This is a genomic window from Acinetobacter sp. SWBY1, from assembly GCF_002946595.1.
GTDB classification, from domain to species: domain Bacteria; phylum Pseudomonadota; class Gammaproteobacteria; order Pseudomonadales; family Moraxellaceae; genus Acinetobacter; species Acinetobacter towneri.
In genome coordinates this window covers 490,517-504,970 of record NZ_CP026616.1, presented here as the reverse complement: position 1 = coordinate 504,970, position 14,454 = coordinate 490,517, and the positions used below count along the sequence as shown (strand labels likewise).

Sequence of the window (14,454 nt, the reverse complement as noted above, 5' to 3'; positions counted from 1 at the left end):
CATACAAAACCACGTTACAGATTCACTTTTATGCATAAAGCTGCAACGCATCAAAATTCATCTACCCATAAAAAGCGTATTGGTTCACATTTTTAATGATATTTCATCGAACCAATAGCATATAAATATTTAATTTTTATGAAAAATTTATTTAAACTCAACATTGATTGCTATAATCACGCCCATTTTTAGCACAACCGTGCTGTAAATTGGTTTTAAGTTGATATTTTTATGATGCGTAACTTTTTAGGTGCAATTGCACTATATTTGGGATTTATTTTTCCTGTTCAAGCCATGCCATTTGATCCATTGATTGGTACATGGAAAGTAATTGATGATCATACAGGGCATTATGTTGCGGAAATTGTGATTCGTAAGAACTCTAAAACTTCGGAATATAGTGCTGTAATTACTCGAAATTTGTTATCGGTAGGCACAATTCAATTAGAGGTATGCAGTAAATGCCAAGGCAACTTAAAGAATCAGCCCATAAAAGGCATGCAGGCATTAGAAGGCTTAGTGGCAAATTCAAATCCGAAACAATTTTCGCAAGGACAATGGATTAATCCGAAAGATGGTTATGTCTATAAAATTGATGCTCAATTAAATGCGGCGAATAATCAAATGAAAGTATATGGCAAAGCCAAGAGCGCGAATGCGATTAGCACGATGACTTGGAAAAAACTTTAACAGATTGTACGGCGTATTTTTGAAGCTACTTGATTGAAAGATTGAGTAGCTTTTTATCTTTTTGTGAATGATAAGGTAAATTGAGATACCGAATACTTAAAATAACTTAATATATATCAATTACTTAATATTTATTTGTTATTCACCAATTAAAATGTCTATGCGATAACCCATTTAAAATGTCCTGTTTTTAACTGCAAGAGTCAAGAACAGGATTTAAATTTCTTTGTTCAATAACAACTTTCTGAGCTTTACGACTCGGCATACTTTTCTTGGCACGGGAACTTTTATTTTGTTTTTCCAACTCTTCATGTTGTTGCTGGATATGGGCCAGAACCGCACCTAATCTTTTATTCTCAACTACTTCATTCTGCTGCAGTCTAGCCAGTTTATTGAAAATACTGTAGTTGATCTTCCGTCCTTCGTGCATGATGGCCACAGTACCATCTGGATACTCTAAAAATGTTATGTATTGCCCAACAAGTTTGTGGTTCAGTGTTGTTGGCTCAAGCATATAAATACACTTGTCATACGTGATAGTCAGATTCTTCGTGACCTTACGCGGTTCCTGCCAGGTAAAAATATCCTCTAGCTCAGCATCAGATTCCGTTAAAGGTCGATGCAAGTTCTTCGAGTTTCTCGCACACTTGGCAAACTTCTGATTGAACTGCTCAATGAAGCAGGGCAGCCAAGCATTGGCCTCGGTAATTGAGCAGATGCCTTCAAAACGCATTTCCTTGATCAGGCGATCCTGCAGAGTTCTGTTGGCGCGTTCCACACGTCCTTTGGCCTGTGGTGAGTTGGCAAAGATAATATCGATGTTTAATTCGTTGAGAATCCTGCCAAATTGCGTGATCTGGCTGTCTTGCTTGGATTTCTGATTGACTCGAAATACTGAGTGTTTATCGCTATAAAAGGCCAAAGGCTTGCCGTATTGCTCAATGTAGGCTCGGGTTGAAAGCATATAATCAAAGGTCGTTTCGGCCTCACAAAAGCGCAGCAGCACAGACTTGTGTAATACGTTGATCTCGAACATCTTGCAGGACTGCAAGACGTTGTATTTCCTTGTCAGACATAGTGATCAGCATCTCAAGTTTATATCCAGTCCATGATGTTGATGCGCATCATAGACCAGACATTTTTATTGGTGAGAATACAGACACTTTAAATGGTTTCTAACAATACCATTGCGCATAATGTACATTATGTTAAATAAATAACACCTGCTAATTTGTTCATTATTTCTGATATAGATTAAATCAGGTTTTATTATCTGTCAAATTAGTAATGCACTTTTATGTTTGCTTCAGTTAAATAGGTTTTCTTTAAGGTCTTATTCTATAAAAAGAAAGGTCTACATTTTAAGACACTAAATCAAATGGCAGAAGATTTTTACAAGTCGGCTGACTAGAATCTCACAAGTGAATGTCTCCTGCTATTTCAGCACACATCAATGTTAATTATGTTTAAATTTCAACCCTCCCATTTTTCAACTAGCTCAGGTTATAATGATGGCCTCCAAAAATATGGTTTATCTATTATGAATGCCTCCAATGACCCTCTACACGGCAAAAAACTTGCTGACATTTTGGATGAGTTATTGGATTACTATGGTGGCTTTGAAGGCTTAAGTCGTAAAATTGAAATTAGATGTTTTTGTATAGATCCAAGTGTTAAGTCATCATTACGGTTTTTACGTACCACACCATGGGCACGTGAAAAAGTTGAAAGCTTATATTTGTATGTCTTACGTCAAAAAGCCAAACAAAAATCGTAGCTATCAAAACTCAGCATAATATTTTATACCAAACAGTAAACTAAACTTATTGAATAGCCAATGATTTTGTAGACATCTTTTAATTAGTGGTGGACTGCCACCACTCTCCTGGCAAAATTTAGTCTATATCCCTATGGTTTATTTAAAAACTTATTTTCTATCTTTAAGGCTCTATGATCAAAATCATACTGGCACTCAACACTGTAAATTTGAGAATGAATCTGTACGTACAGACTCATTCTCTATCGATAAAGATATTAGAAATAGCTACATAGAGTTTATTTCTAGCTTATTCAAATTAGGCTTTACTATGGATGAACAATAATTTTTACAGCCGATTCATTATTATGAATCAACGTTTCAAAGCCTTTAGAAACAAGATCATCTAATGCAATACGTTGGGTAATAAAAGGTTCTAGATTAATCTTACCTTGCTCGACTAAACGGATAGTTTCCTGATGATCATTTACATAAGCAATCGTGCCACGAATATCTAGCTCTTTCATCACCACACTATGCACATTAATTGTGGCAGGATGGCTCCAAATAGAAACGATAACGACTACACCAGTTGGTTTCATTGCTGCAACGAGTGTATCCATGACTTTATTGACACTACTACATTCAAAAGCTACATCTACACCGCGGTCTTCTGTAATTTTCATTACCTCAGCAACTACATCAACCTTAGATGGGTCTAGTACATAATCGGCAACACCCGCTTCTATCGCTTTTTCTTTACGTTTTGCACTCAGTTCAGTAATGATGACCGTGAGACCTTTAGCCTTTAAAATAGCAGATAAAAGTAAGCCTATTGGGCCTGCTCCACCAACCAGTGCGATATCGCCAGCTTTTGCGCCACTTCTGACATAGGCATGATGACCGACAGATAAAGGTTCTATCAACGCTGCTTGGTCTAAAGGAATATCATTTGAAATAGGATGTACCCAACGCCGCTGAACTGCAATTTTTTCAGAAAGACCACCACCGCGTCCGCCTAAACCAATAAAGTTCATATTTTTTGATAAATGATACTTATCATTGGGGCCAGTCGGGACATCATCCGCAATAATATAGGGTTCAACTACGACATGTTGTCCAATTTGGATATCGTCTACACCCTCACCAACTGCATAAACTACGCCTGAAAATTCATGTCCCATTGTTACAGGTGCAGATTCTCCCGAAATTGGGTGTGGGTGACCACAAGGTGGAATAAAAATAGGACCTTCCATGAATTCATGTAAATCTGTACCGCAAATACCACACCATGCAACTTGAATTCCAACTGTGCCTGGAAGTACTTTCGGTTCAGGGATATCTTCAATTCGAATATCCCCTCGGTCATAAAAACGAGCTGCTTTCATTGTGTATTCCTTATGTTGATATTAACGGTAAACCATTCCACCATCTGTCAAAATAGACTGACCTGTAATATAGTTTGCATCCTCGCTGGCTAAAAATGCAACTAATGCAGCCACGTCATCTGGTGTTTCAGCACGTCCTAAAGCAATACCATCTACATATTTTTTATACGTTTGACCAATTGGTGCACCTGTAATTTCAGAGAACCGCTGATCTATTTCGACCCACATGTCTGTACCAACAACACCCGGACAATAACTATTTACAGTAATTTCAACACTAGCATATTCTTTAGCCGCAGCTTGCGTCAATGCACGAACTGCAAATTTCGTTGCCGAATAAACACCGAGTAAAGCAAAGCCTTCATGACCTGCTATTGAGCATGCATTAATAATTTTTCCAGCCTGTTGGCGTTGTTTAAATTTATTTGCTGCGGCTTGAATCCCCCAAAGTACACCACCGACATTGATGTTCATAATTTGCTTAAATTCACTCGGCGTTACTTCTGCCAAAGCTTTGACTTGTGCAATACCTGCATTATTAATCATGATATCAAAGCCACTAAGTGTCGATTCTGCATGATTAATAGCGTCACTGATTTGTATTGGATCTGAAATATCCGCAATAAATGTGGTGGCTTTTACGCCAAAGGCTTCAACCTCTTGTTGAACAGTATTTAACTTTTCTTGATGAAGATCGACCAAGGCAATATGTACACCTTCTTGTGCTAAACGTAAGGCAATACCACGTCCAATGCCTTGTGCCGCACCCGTAATTAAAGCAACTTTGTTGTTTAAACCTCTAGGCATGTTGCGACTCCTTAAATATGGATTGCACGTTGCATCGCCGACAAGACCGACTCATGCATCGCCTCAGACAAAGTAGGATGAGGGAAAATGACCTGCGCTAAGCTTTCATCTGTAGCTTCTAGGTATTTCGCGATGGCAAACCCTTGAATGTGTTCGGTGACTTCATGTCCAACCATGTGAGCACCCAACAATTCACCTGTTTCCTGACTAAAAATGGTTTTAACAAATCCTGCGCTATCGCCCAAAGCCAATGCTTTACCATTCGCTTGTAAAGGAAACTTACCCACATTGATATTCAAGCCCGCAGCTTTCGCTTTCTGTTCTGTCAAACCAATACTGGCCACTTGCGGATGGGTAAAGATACAGCCCGGAATTTGTGTACGATCTAAAGCATGTACATGACTTAGGCCTGCAATTTTCTCCACACAAAGAATGGCTTCGTGACTGGCTTTGTGTGCCAAACACGGCGCGCCTGCAACATCGCCAATTGCATAAACGCCCACAACATTGGTTTTACACCATGAATCGACTTTGATAAAACCATTCTCAAGTTCAATGCCCAAAGCTTCTAGGCCAAGATTTTCAGCATTCGGTTTCACGCCAATTGCTGAAAGTACCTTTTCAACGCTAATGATTTGCACACCTGTGGCAGTTTCAATATGACAATGTACTTGAGCCTGATCAGTTTCTATTTTTTTTACGGTCGCTTCGGTTAAAACCCGTATACCCTGCTGTTCAAATTGCTTTTGCACATACTTGGCAACTTCAATGTCTTCGCTAGGGAGAATCTGCTTGGCAATATCAACCAAGGTGACTTGGCAGCCTAAGTCTTGGTATAGGCTTGCAAACTCACTGCCTATAGCACCCGAACCAATGACCAGTAAAGATTTTGGTAATTGTTCTGGAACTAAAGCCTCTTTATAACTCCAGACCTGATGGCCATCTACAGGAATATGAGGCAAATTGGCCGCACGTGCACCTGTTGCGACAATAATATGCGGTGCAGAAATCTGCTGTTTTTGACCATTCGCATCTGTCAGCTCTAATTGCTCTTTGGCAATAAACTGGGCTGCCGCGTTAAAAACAGTGATTTGATTTTTTTTCAATAATTGACCGATACCTTGCACGAGTTGCTCAGAAACCTGTCTGCTATGATGGACCAGTTTTTGAATGTCAAAATCAATCGCGTTAAGCGTAAAGCCAAACTGCCCTGCATGTTTGAACTGCTGCGCAAGCACAGCCCCGCTCAATAATGCCTTGGTTGGAATGCATCCCCAATTAAGACATACTCCGCCTAAGTGTTGTTTTTCAACGATTGCCGTTTTTAATCCCAGTTGCGCTGCGCGAATCGCAGCGACATATCCTCCAGGACCAGCACCAATAACCACAAGATCAAATTGTGTATCTGACATGACTATTCCTCCTACACCAAAATTAATGCAGGATTTTCGACAAACTGCTTAAATGCCGATAAGAATTGAGCACCCAACGCACCATCAATGACACGATGATCACAAGACAATGTTGCGGTCACCATTTCACGAACAACAATCTCATCATTTTCAACGACAGCACGTTTCTCTGCTGCACCTAAGGCTAGAATTGCACCTTGAGGCGGGTTAATAATGGCATCAAACTGTTGAATACCAAGCATGCCTAAATTGGAAATACTGAAACTGCCCCCTTGAAACTCATCAGGTGCCAATTTTCCAGTTTTGGCACGTGTCGCCAGATCACGCATATCATTGGAAATTTGCGCCAAAGATTTACGGTTCGCTGCTTTAATAATTGGCGTGATCAGTCCATTTTCGATGGCTACAGCAACCGAAATATCAGCCTGTTCAAACTGTAAAATCTGCTGATTCTCTTCATCAAACTGAACATTAACTTGTGGAACTTTAATCAGTGCAGCAGCAGCAGCTTTAATCAGCATATCGTTAATGGACAGTTTGACTTGCGGTACAGTACTGTTAATTTGCTGACGCAAAACCTGAACCGACTCAACATTTAAGTCTATCGTTAAGCGAAAATGTGGTGCATTGCGTTTTGCCGCTTGTAGCCGTGCAGCGATTGCTTTACGCATACCATTCATAGCTACGGTGGTGAATTTTGCAGACTCTGTTGGATGCGCATACTCAGTATGTTGAGCTTGTACAGGATTTTCCCGTTGATATACAGCTTCAACATCTTCCTTACAGACTCGTCCACGTGAACCTGATGCGCGACAATCATGCAAATTAATGCCCCATTGTTTTGCCAAACGGCGGGCAACAGGTGTCGCTAGAACATAACTGTCATCTGCTTTAGATTTCACGGCTTTCGTGCTGGCTTGATGACGTACATCTGGCCAAGAACCACCAGCAGCTTGAACTGCGGCCTGAATATCTTGAACACTGATACGGCCTTCACGTCCAGAACCCGTAATCTGAGCCAAGTTTACATTATGCTTTTCAGCCAATTTCAAGGCATGTGGCGTTGCAAAAATATCATCGGTTTGTTGGTAGCCTTGTAACTCATCAGGAATAGAATATCCGCCCTGAGTCACCGCTTTTGATCCATTACCAACACTGTTCTGTTTAGGAGCAGCTTGTACTTTGGTTTCAACTTGAGCCACATCGACTTTTTCAGGAACCGCTGCTACCGCTTTATTTTCAGTTACAGCAGGTGTTCCCCCTAAAGACTGTGCAAATGCTTCAACTTCTGCATCGGAAACTTGAGCGTCTGCACAAATTGCAATGATTCCACCTACGACAAGGGTATCACCATCTTTAGCAATAATTTTTCGTAGCAAGCCATCGAAAGGCGCTTCTAGAACATTGACGATTTTTGTGGTTTCAATTTCACAAATTTCCTGTCCTTTACTAAATTGCGTACCTTCCTGAATCAGCCATTGGGCAATCGTGCCCTCTTCCATGGACAAACCCCATTTTGGGATTTCTAAGGTTTTAATTTCGCTCATCCTAAGCCTCCAACGTCTTACGTACAGCCTGTTCGATGCGTTCTACACTGGGTAACCATTCTTTTTCTAATACGGGTGAAAATGGTACGGGTGAGTGTGGTGGAGTGACTAACTCGATTGGTGCTTTAAGAAAATGAAAGCCTTTCTGTGCAATGAGTGCAGCCACATCATGTCCGAAACCACAACGCGCTGCAGATTCATCTACAATCACCACGCGGCCTGTTGAAGCCACTGACTCTAAAATACCGTCTTCATCCAATGGAGAAATGGTTCTAGGGTCAACCACTTCAACCGAAATGCCTTCTTTTGCGAGCTTATCAGCGACTTCATTGGCACGATGCACCATCAAACTTAAGGCAATAATGGTGATATCTGTGCCTTCACGGGTGTAATTTGCGACACCAAAAGGAATAGTGTAGGACTCATCTGGCACTTCGCCCTTAATGTCGTACAACAACTTGTGTTCACAAAAGACTACTGGGTCGTCATCTCGAATGGCTTGAATCAACAACCCTTTTACATCATAGGCACTTGAAGGCACCACCACTTTTAAGCCTGGCACTGAGGCAAACACGTTATATGGCGACTGAGAATGCTGCGCTGCTGCGGAAAAACCTGCACCGATCATGCCTCGTACAACGAGTGGCGCTTTGGCTTTGCCGCCAAACATGTAGCGAAATTTAGCTGCTTGGTTATACAGCATGTCATAACACACGCCGTAAAAATCCATAAACATTAAATCTGCCACAGGTCTTAAACCCGTTGCAGCAGCACCTGCCGCCATACCAATAATCGCTGATTCTGTAATTGGCGTATCAATGACTCGTTCAGGACCAAATTCAGTCCATAAGCCTTTGGTTACACCAAGTACACCGCCAAAACCTTCCAGTTTATTGTCATCGGTATTTTTGCCACCATGCCCACCACGAACATCTTCACCGACCACAATGACACTTGAGTCTCGGCGCATTTCTAATTCAATTGCTTCTTTAATCGCGTTTCGATAACTTTTATTTGGCATTTTTCTACTATTCCTTTAGTAAGAGACGTAAACATCAGTAAGTAACTGAGAGACTTCTGGGTACTTAGCTGCGCGTGCTTTTGCAACGGCATCGTCTACATTGGCTTTAGACTGAGCGTCAATCGCATTGAGCTTGGCTTCGTCAATTTTGTCTTTGACTTTTTCGCGGAATATTTTCAATGGATCTTTATGTTCTTTGACATAATCCAGTTCTTCTTTGGAACGAATAAGTCCCGGATCACCTTCAAAATGTCCATAAAAACGGTTGGTTACTGTTTCAATCACACTCGGGCCTTCACCACGGCGGGCACGTTCAATGGCTTTTTGTGCAACTTCATACACAGCAAAAAAGTCTGTTCCATCTACTTTTTCAGCGGGTAAGCCAAAACCTGCTGCTCGGCCTGCAATGTCTTTACTGCCTACGGCATAATCATGTGCAGTACCTTCACCAAAACCGTTATTTTCAAAAACAAAAATGACAGGAAGCTTTAACACCACAGCCATATTCATTGCTTCAAAAGTTAAGCCCTGATTTGACCCGCCATCACCGGTAAATGACAGACCAATACCACCATTCTTGAGTGTTTTAGCACTTAAAGCTGCCCCAATAGCCAAAGGTGGACCACCACCTACAATACCGTTTGCACCGAGCATGCCTTTATCTAAATCCGCAATGTGCATTGAGCCGCCTTTACCACGACACAAACCATCATCTTTACCAAAAATTTCTAGCATCATGGCGTGAATGTCACAGCCCTTAGCAATACAATGTCCATGTCCACGGTGTGTTGATGTAATGAAGTCCTTATCTGTTAAATTTTCGCAAATCCCTACTGCAACAGCTTCCTCACCGCTATAGAGATGGATGAAACCAGGGATATCACCTGTATTGTTTTCATCGTGAAGTCGATCCTCAAATTCACGAATGTCGCGCATTCTTTTGTATGCTGCTAGCAATTGCTCTTCCGTTAATTGCATATATTTGTTCCTTATTCACTACGCTTAAAAGAAAATCCAAAATTGAATAATTGGATTTTTAAATCGTATATTTATATAAGAATATTTTTACTTAATTTCATATTAGACTAAAAAAATATAATGCATAAAAAGATGAGATAAATATTAAAAACAGAAGGTTATGAAATTAAAAATTTTTGTAAAATTTTACAACAGCTCAATCACATACAAAAACAAACCTTTAACCAACCTTTGTTTTATATGATAAGTTTTTTGCCCTGTTTTAATATTATTAATGCATTTAAAGCAGTTTATTTAATATCAGGGTATATGTTAATTATTTTAAACGACGGAGTGTTTGAAATGGATTTAAATAACACAGTATTAACTGGAAAGAAGCTACGTGGCGCTGAGAAAATGGCGCGTATTCCGATTAAAGTTGTTCCAACGGAAACGACACCGAAAAAGCCAGAATGGATTCGGACTAAAATTAGTCAACCCGAGGAAGTTCAAATCATTAAGGATTTATTACGACAACAGAAACTACATACGGTTTGTGAAGAGGCGGCCTGCCCCAATTTGCCGCAATGCTTTAGCGGAGGGACTGCAACGTTTATGATCATGGGAGATATTTGTACTCGACGCTGCCCATTCTGTGATGTCGCACATGGTCGTCCTAATATCCTAGATCCTAATGAGCCAAAGCATCTGGCTGAAACAGTCAAGAATCTAAACTTAAAGTATGTCGTGATTACTTCTGTTGATCGAGACGACTTAAAAGATGGTGGTGCACAGCATTTTGCAGATTGCATTCGAGAAATTCGTCAAACCAGTCCAGAGACTCTGATAGAAATTTTGGTTCCTGATTTTCGTGGTCGTGCAGATATTGCCCTGAAGATTCTGAGCCAAAACCCACCTGATGTTTTTAATCATAATATTGAAACCGTGCCACGTCTGTATAAAGCCATGCGACCAGGCGCTAACTATAAGCACTCATTGGATTTACTCAAGAAATTTAAACACTACTGTCCCGATATTCCAACCAAATGCGGTTTGATGGTCGGTTTAGGAGAAGTCGAGGCTGAGGTTATTGTCTTATTAAATGATTTGAAAGATTACCACGTTGACTATGTCACAATCGGTCAATACTTACAGCCATCTAAGTCTCATGCGCCAATTCATCGTTTTGTTACGTTGCAAGAGTTTAAGCATTATCAAACACATGGAGAGCGCTTAGCGTTTAAAAATATTTGGAGTGCGCCATTAGTACGATCAAGTTATTTTGCAGACCGTCAGTATCATGGTGAAGCTGTGCCTAGCCCTTACATGAGCGAATGAATTTTCATCCTATTTACGTTTATTAACATTTCAGATGGAAATAGCCATTTTCAGCTCATAAGAACACTTTTAAAGTAACTCAAGGACTGGTAAAGCCATAAGATATGATTTAACCAAGCAAAGATAAAAGCATTTAAAATTGAAGCAAGAAGAAATGACGTAAATGACTATAAATTTGGAAACTCATTTCTAAAATTTAAAAATATTACAGTCTGATCATAAAGGAATATGATATGAACCTGTTCAATACCGCATCTGCAAAAAATCTGCAAACAACCCATTTAATTAATCAACATACTGTACATGCGGCTCCTGTTTTAGCCTTACCTCCAGAAGATAAAACGTCTTTATTTCGCCGCTCTATCCAACATAATTATGCCGACTTACTCAAAATAGCTGATGATTCAGATATGGCGATTGGTCTCACAGATCATCAAGGTACTCTGTTATGGACATGGAGTAGTTCTGCAATGCTTTCTTCTGCCGAACAGGTTCATTTTATTGAGGGTGGGCATTGGTCTACACAGGCTGTTGGGACCAATGCGATAGGTATGACTTTAAACAGCCAAATATCAAGTTGTGTCTATTCTCATGAAAACCAAATGGACAGTGTTCGAGATTGGGTTTGTTATGCCGCGCCGATCTGGGATCCGACATCAGGGCAATTTCATGGCATTATTAACCTTTCCACAAAATATAAAAAACATACTCCTTTGGGGCTGCTTGCAGTTGAACGCTGTGCGGATTTAATACAACGAGCCATAAAGTTTGAACAGCAAAATTTTTTATACATTAAGGCGCTAGGCTCGCCTTGGGTTCAATTTAATGGGCAAACTTTAAACTTGAGTCACCGTCAAATTGAAATACTTTGCATTTTAGCTTTGCATCCCCATGGAATTGGCTTAGAAGAGTTACACTATGCCCTTTATGGTGAGCGTAGTGTCAGCCTAAAAACCCTAAAGGCTGAGCTTTCACAACTTCGTAGCCTATTACCTCATTCAATTGAGCCTCGGATTTATAGGCTTAGCTGTGAAGTCCAATGTGATTTTTTAAGTGCTGAACAATCATTAAATGCAAATCTTATTTCCAGTACATTCTCACTATATAAAGGTAGCTTTCTCTCTAAATCAGAAAGCCCTTTACTCAGCACTTGGAGACATTGTTTTGATGCCCGTTTGAGCCAGTTGATCTATCAAATAAAGGATATCGATCAGTTATTAAGAATTATTGGGCAGACACATGACCGAATTGATGCTGTACAGCGTTTATTAGAGTTATTACCACAGGACAGTATCCACCGTAATTATTTTTCAAATCTGATTTAGATTTGATCTGTTGCTTCAATTCTAAAGTTTTATTGTGAAACAGATTGAAAAGGAAGCTTGATTTTCATACTCCTTTAATGAGAATGTACGATCAAGTCTGAACTAATACAGAATATCGCTTATAAAGCTTATAAATAAGCTTTTAGTTGTTCAAACAAGTGAGACCACCTCTTTTTGAGTAAACTTTTCTTTATCAATTTTCAGCACGTAGCGGGTATTACGCCCACCACCTTCCAGTTTATACAGCACATCGTTTTCCAAAAGCTCGGTTAGGTGACGTGTTGCTGTAGCCTTACTTACTCCAGTGAGCTTTTGATACTGTGAAGCATTAATTCCGAGAGGGAAATCATTCTCTTCGCCATTGAGTAAACGATTTAAAACTTTATTCTGGGCTTCATTGAATTCGATATGAGAATAAGTGCTCCAAAATTTCGCTTTAGTGATCGTTCGATCAAGTCGTAGTAAAGACCTATCGATACTTTTTTCTAAGGTGTTTAAAAACCAGACCAACCACTCATTGATTGTATAAGTATCATTCTGGCATTTCTCAAGGACCTCATAATAACTACTACGATTTTCATGAATGGCCACGGACATAGCATATAAACGGATACTTTGGTGATCCATTTGAGCTAATGCTAAATCTGTAATAACACGCGTAATACGACCATTACCATCTTCAAATGGATGTAATGTCACAAACCAAAAATGAGCAAGTGCAGCTCGCAATAACGGATCAAGCATTACATCTTCTCTAGAACTATTGAACCATTCTATAAATTCATTCATTAGTCCCTGTAAATGCTCTCCACCCTCAGGTGCTTCAAAGTAAACCTTGGTAGTAGTACCATAAAGAGAACCACCAACAACCTGCATTGGTGCCTCGTTATCACGAATTTCTCCTACTTTGATTTTTTGCGCAGCATAATCAAAGCGTTCTATAGTTTGAAAAAGCCAGTTATGCCATTGTAATAAGCGCTCCATTGTTAATGGCGCATTATGATTGCTCACTGCATCCATCATGATATTGGCTAAACCTTCATTTTTATCTTGAATGGGTGCAGGATTTTCTTCTGTTACCCCTAAACGCCGAGCTAATGAGGATTTGAGTGAACGAACATTCAACTTCTCATCTTCAATGAGTGAGGATGCGACTAGATTTGTGAGCAGTGTATCTAATGGTAATGCCTCAGCTTCTGGTGATACTTTGCTCTCTCCGACTAATTGACCTATCTTCTTATGAATTAAACGTAATTTTACTGTGACAAGTGCTTCATCCCATTTAAATTTAGTCCAGTTTGCTTTTTGCCATACCCATTTTTTCATAAGCATTCCCCCCTACTGCATGAGTCTATTGTAACACCTATTCGGCTCATTTAGTGAGGAGCTATTAATTCAGTTATTCAGCTCATTTATGACTATTGACCTAATAAAACCTAGATTGTGAGCCGAATAATTGGCTTAAACAGCTCATATAATGAGTCAAATATACAGGTTATTCGGCTCATTTACTTCTTTTAGCCATTAGGTTGGTTATGTCAGCATTAACAGCGATTAAATATAATCCACACATTGAAGCTTTATATCAACGATTATTAAGCCAGGGTAAAAATAAAATGTGTGCTTTAGGTGCTGCAATGCGCAAGCTTATACATCTGTGTTATGGCGTTTTAAAACATCAGACTGCCTATCAAAGAGATTATTTATTGGTCGAATAATATCAAAACCTGATTGACTACCAAGACGCTATCTCATCTCAGAATATTGAGTCTCCGACAAACCTGGTACGGTTCACCTCTCAATTAAGACCTAGTCAATTGTGGTTGAACTGTGTAATCGCTCGAGATGGAGAATGACGTTCATCCTGCTTTTCAGCAGTTATAGTGATGATTGGCAGTTGAAATATTTCTAAATGTACTCCTGTTCCAGCAGCAGAGCTATGTTGTACATTCAAACCATAAATTAAATTGATCGACAATCGCATCTGCAGTAATAACAGAAATAGAGGCAGGCGCTTTTTGTAAACAATCTGTACGCAAACCCTCAGTCTTTACTGTAAAACTAAAATACGGCGTGGTTTCATTGGCTGTGATGACAATCGTATCAAATTATTGAATACCATTTTCTGCATCAACCCAAGGTACCCAACACAGCGATGACAGAATGAAGATTTTTAAAGGCGCAGTGAATATATTCTGTTTGAATTTACAATT

Annotated in this window: 11 protein-coding genes and 2 pseudogenes; 5 read left to right on the top strand and 8 right to left on the bottom strand. The window is 39.7% G+C overall.

Annotated elements, in window-relative coordinates; all coding sequences use genetic code 11:
• Window positions 1-231: 231 nt before the first annotated feature.
• Complete coding sequence (locus tag C3Y93_RS02485; protein WP_104851958.1) at window positions 232-690, top strand: DUF2147 domain-containing protein; 459 nt, start codon at window positions 232-234, stop codon at window positions 688-690.
• Window positions 691-880: 190 nt separating this feature from the next.
• Here C3Y93_RS02485 and C3Y93_RS02480 read toward each other — a convergent pair.
• Window positions 881-1,702: pseudogene (locus tag C3Y93_RS02480) on the bottom strand (ISNCY family transposase); the annotation flags it as partial.
• 528 nt (window positions 1,703-2,230) lie between these two features.
• Between C3Y93_RS02480 and C3Y93_RS02475 the strand changes: the two are divergent.
• Window positions 2,231-2,467: a VF530 family DNA-binding protein gene (locus C3Y93_RS02475; protein WP_003651786.1), complete on the top strand. Its 237-nt coding sequence runs from the start codon at window positions 2,231-2,233 to the stop codon at window positions 2,465-2,467.
• Window positions 2,468-2,775: 308 nt separating this feature from the next.
• Here C3Y93_RS02475 and C3Y93_RS02470 read toward each other — a convergent pair whose 3' ends face one another.
• Genes C3Y93_RS02470 through C3Y93_RS02445 form a run of 6 tightly spaced genes read right to left on the bottom strand, consistent with a single transcriptional unit; the run spans window position 2,776 to window position 9,599 of the window.
• Window positions 2,776-3,834 carry a 2,3-butanediol dehydrogenase gene (locus C3Y93_RS02470; protein WP_004281883.1) on the bottom strand — a complete coding sequence of 353 codons (1,059 nt, stop codon included), beginning with the start codon at window positions 3,832-3,834 and terminating at the stop codon, window positions 2,776-2,778.
• Between the two features lie 21 nt (window positions 3,835-3,855).
• Window positions 3,856-4,641: an acetoin reductase gene (locus tag C3Y93_RS02465; protein ID WP_104851957.1), complete on the bottom strand. Its 786-nt coding sequence runs from the start codon at window positions 4,639-4,641 to the stop codon at window positions 3,856-3,858.
• Between the two features lie 11 nt (window positions 4,642-4,652).
• Window positions 4,653-6,053, bottom strand: coding sequence for a dihydrolipoyl dehydrogenase (lpdA, locus tag C3Y93_RS02460; RefSeq protein WP_104851956.1), 1,401 nt, complete (start codon window positions 6,051-6,053; stop codon window positions 4,653-4,655).
• Window positions 6,054-6,064: 11 nt separating this feature from the next.
• A complete protein-coding gene (locus C3Y93_RS02455; protein ID WP_104851955.1) occupies window positions 6,065-7,600 on the bottom strand; it encodes a 2-oxo acid dehydrogenase subunit E2 in 1,536 nt (511 codons plus the stop codon).
• A gap of 1 nt (window position 7,601) precedes the next feature.
• Entirely contained in the window at window positions 7,602-8,621 is a 1,020-nt protein-coding gene (locus C3Y93_RS02450) for an alpha-ketoacid dehydrogenase subunit beta (RefSeq protein WP_104851954.1), read from the bottom strand.
• 15 nt (window positions 8,622-8,636) lie between these two features.
• Entirely contained in the window at window positions 8,637-9,599 is a 963-nt protein-coding gene (locus C3Y93_RS02445) for a thiamine pyrophosphate-dependent dehydrogenase E1 component subunit alpha (protein ID WP_104851953.1), read from the bottom strand.
• Window positions 9,600-9,941: 342 nt separating this feature from the next.
• Between C3Y93_RS02445 and lipA the strand changes: the two genes are divergently transcribed.
• Together lipA and C3Y93_RS02435 are read left to right on the top strand one after the other, a co-directional pair.
• Window positions 9,942-10,916, top strand: coding sequence for a lipoyl synthase (gene lipA / locus C3Y93_RS02440; protein ID WP_104853228.1), 975 nt, complete (start codon window positions 9,942-9,944; stop codon window positions 10,914-10,916).
• 233 nt (window positions 10,917-11,149) lie between these two features.
• Window positions 11,150-12,241, top strand: a complete 1,092-nt coding sequence (locus C3Y93_RS02435) for a transcriptional regulator (RefSeq protein WP_104851952.1) — start codon at window positions 11,150-11,152, stop codon at window positions 12,239-12,241.
• Between the two features lie 150 nt (window positions 12,242-12,391).
• On the opposite strand, the gene C3Y93_RS02430 is transcribed toward C3Y93_RS02435, so the two are convergent.
• Window positions 12,392-13,567, bottom strand: a complete 1,176-nt coding sequence (locus C3Y93_RS02430; protein WP_104851951.1) for a Fic family protein — start codon at window positions 13,565-13,567, stop codon at window positions 12,392-12,394.
• A gap of 203 nt (window positions 13,568-13,770) precedes the next feature.
• Between C3Y93_RS02430 and C3Y93_RS02425 the strand changes: the two are divergent.
• Window positions 13,771-13,959, top strand: a pseudogene (locus C3Y93_RS02425) (IS110 family transposase); the annotation flags it as partial.
• Window positions 13,960-14,454 lie beyond the last annotated feature (495 nt).

Coding starts and splice junctions, on each gene's coding strand:
- C3Y93_RS02485 (WP_104851958.1), top strand. CDS start 232: ATGATGCGTAACTTTTTAGGTGCAATTGCACTATATTTGGGATTTATT.
- C3Y93_RS02475 (WP_003651786.1), top strand. CDS start 2,231: ATGAATGCCTCCAATGACCCTCTACACGGCAAAAAACTTGCTGACATT.
- C3Y93_RS02470 (WP_004281883.1), bottom strand. CDS start 3,834: ATGAAAGCAGCTCGTTTTTATGACCGAGGGGATATTCGAATTGAAGAT.
- C3Y93_RS02465 (WP_104851957.1), bottom strand. CDS start 4,641: ATGCCTAGAGGTTTAAACAACAAAGTTGCTTTAATTACGGGTGCGGCA.
- lpdA (WP_104851956.1), bottom strand. CDS start 6,053: ATGTCAGATACACAATTTGATCTTGTGGTTATTGGTGCTGGTCCTGGA.
- C3Y93_RS02455 (WP_104851955.1), bottom strand. CDS start 7,600: ATGAGCGAAATTAAAACCTTAGAAATCCCAAAATGGGGTTTGTCCATG.
- C3Y93_RS02450 (WP_104851954.1), bottom strand. CDS start 8,621: ATGCCAAATAAAAGTTATCGAAACGCGATTAAAGAAGCAATTGAATTA.
- C3Y93_RS02445 (WP_104851953.1), bottom strand. CDS start 9,599: ATGCAATTAACGGAAGAGCAATTGCTAGCAGCATACAAAAGAATGCGC.
- lipA (WP_104853228.1), top strand. CDS start 9,942: ATGGATTTAAATAACACAGTATTAACTGGAAAGAAGCTACGTGGCGCT.
- C3Y93_RS02435 (WP_104851952.1), top strand. CDS start 11,150: ATGAACCTGTTCAATACCGCATCTGCAAAAAATCTGCAAACAACCCAT.
- C3Y93_RS02430 (WP_104851951.1), bottom strand. CDS start 13,567: ATGAAAAAATGGGTATGGCAAAAAGCAAACTGGACTAAATTTAAATGG.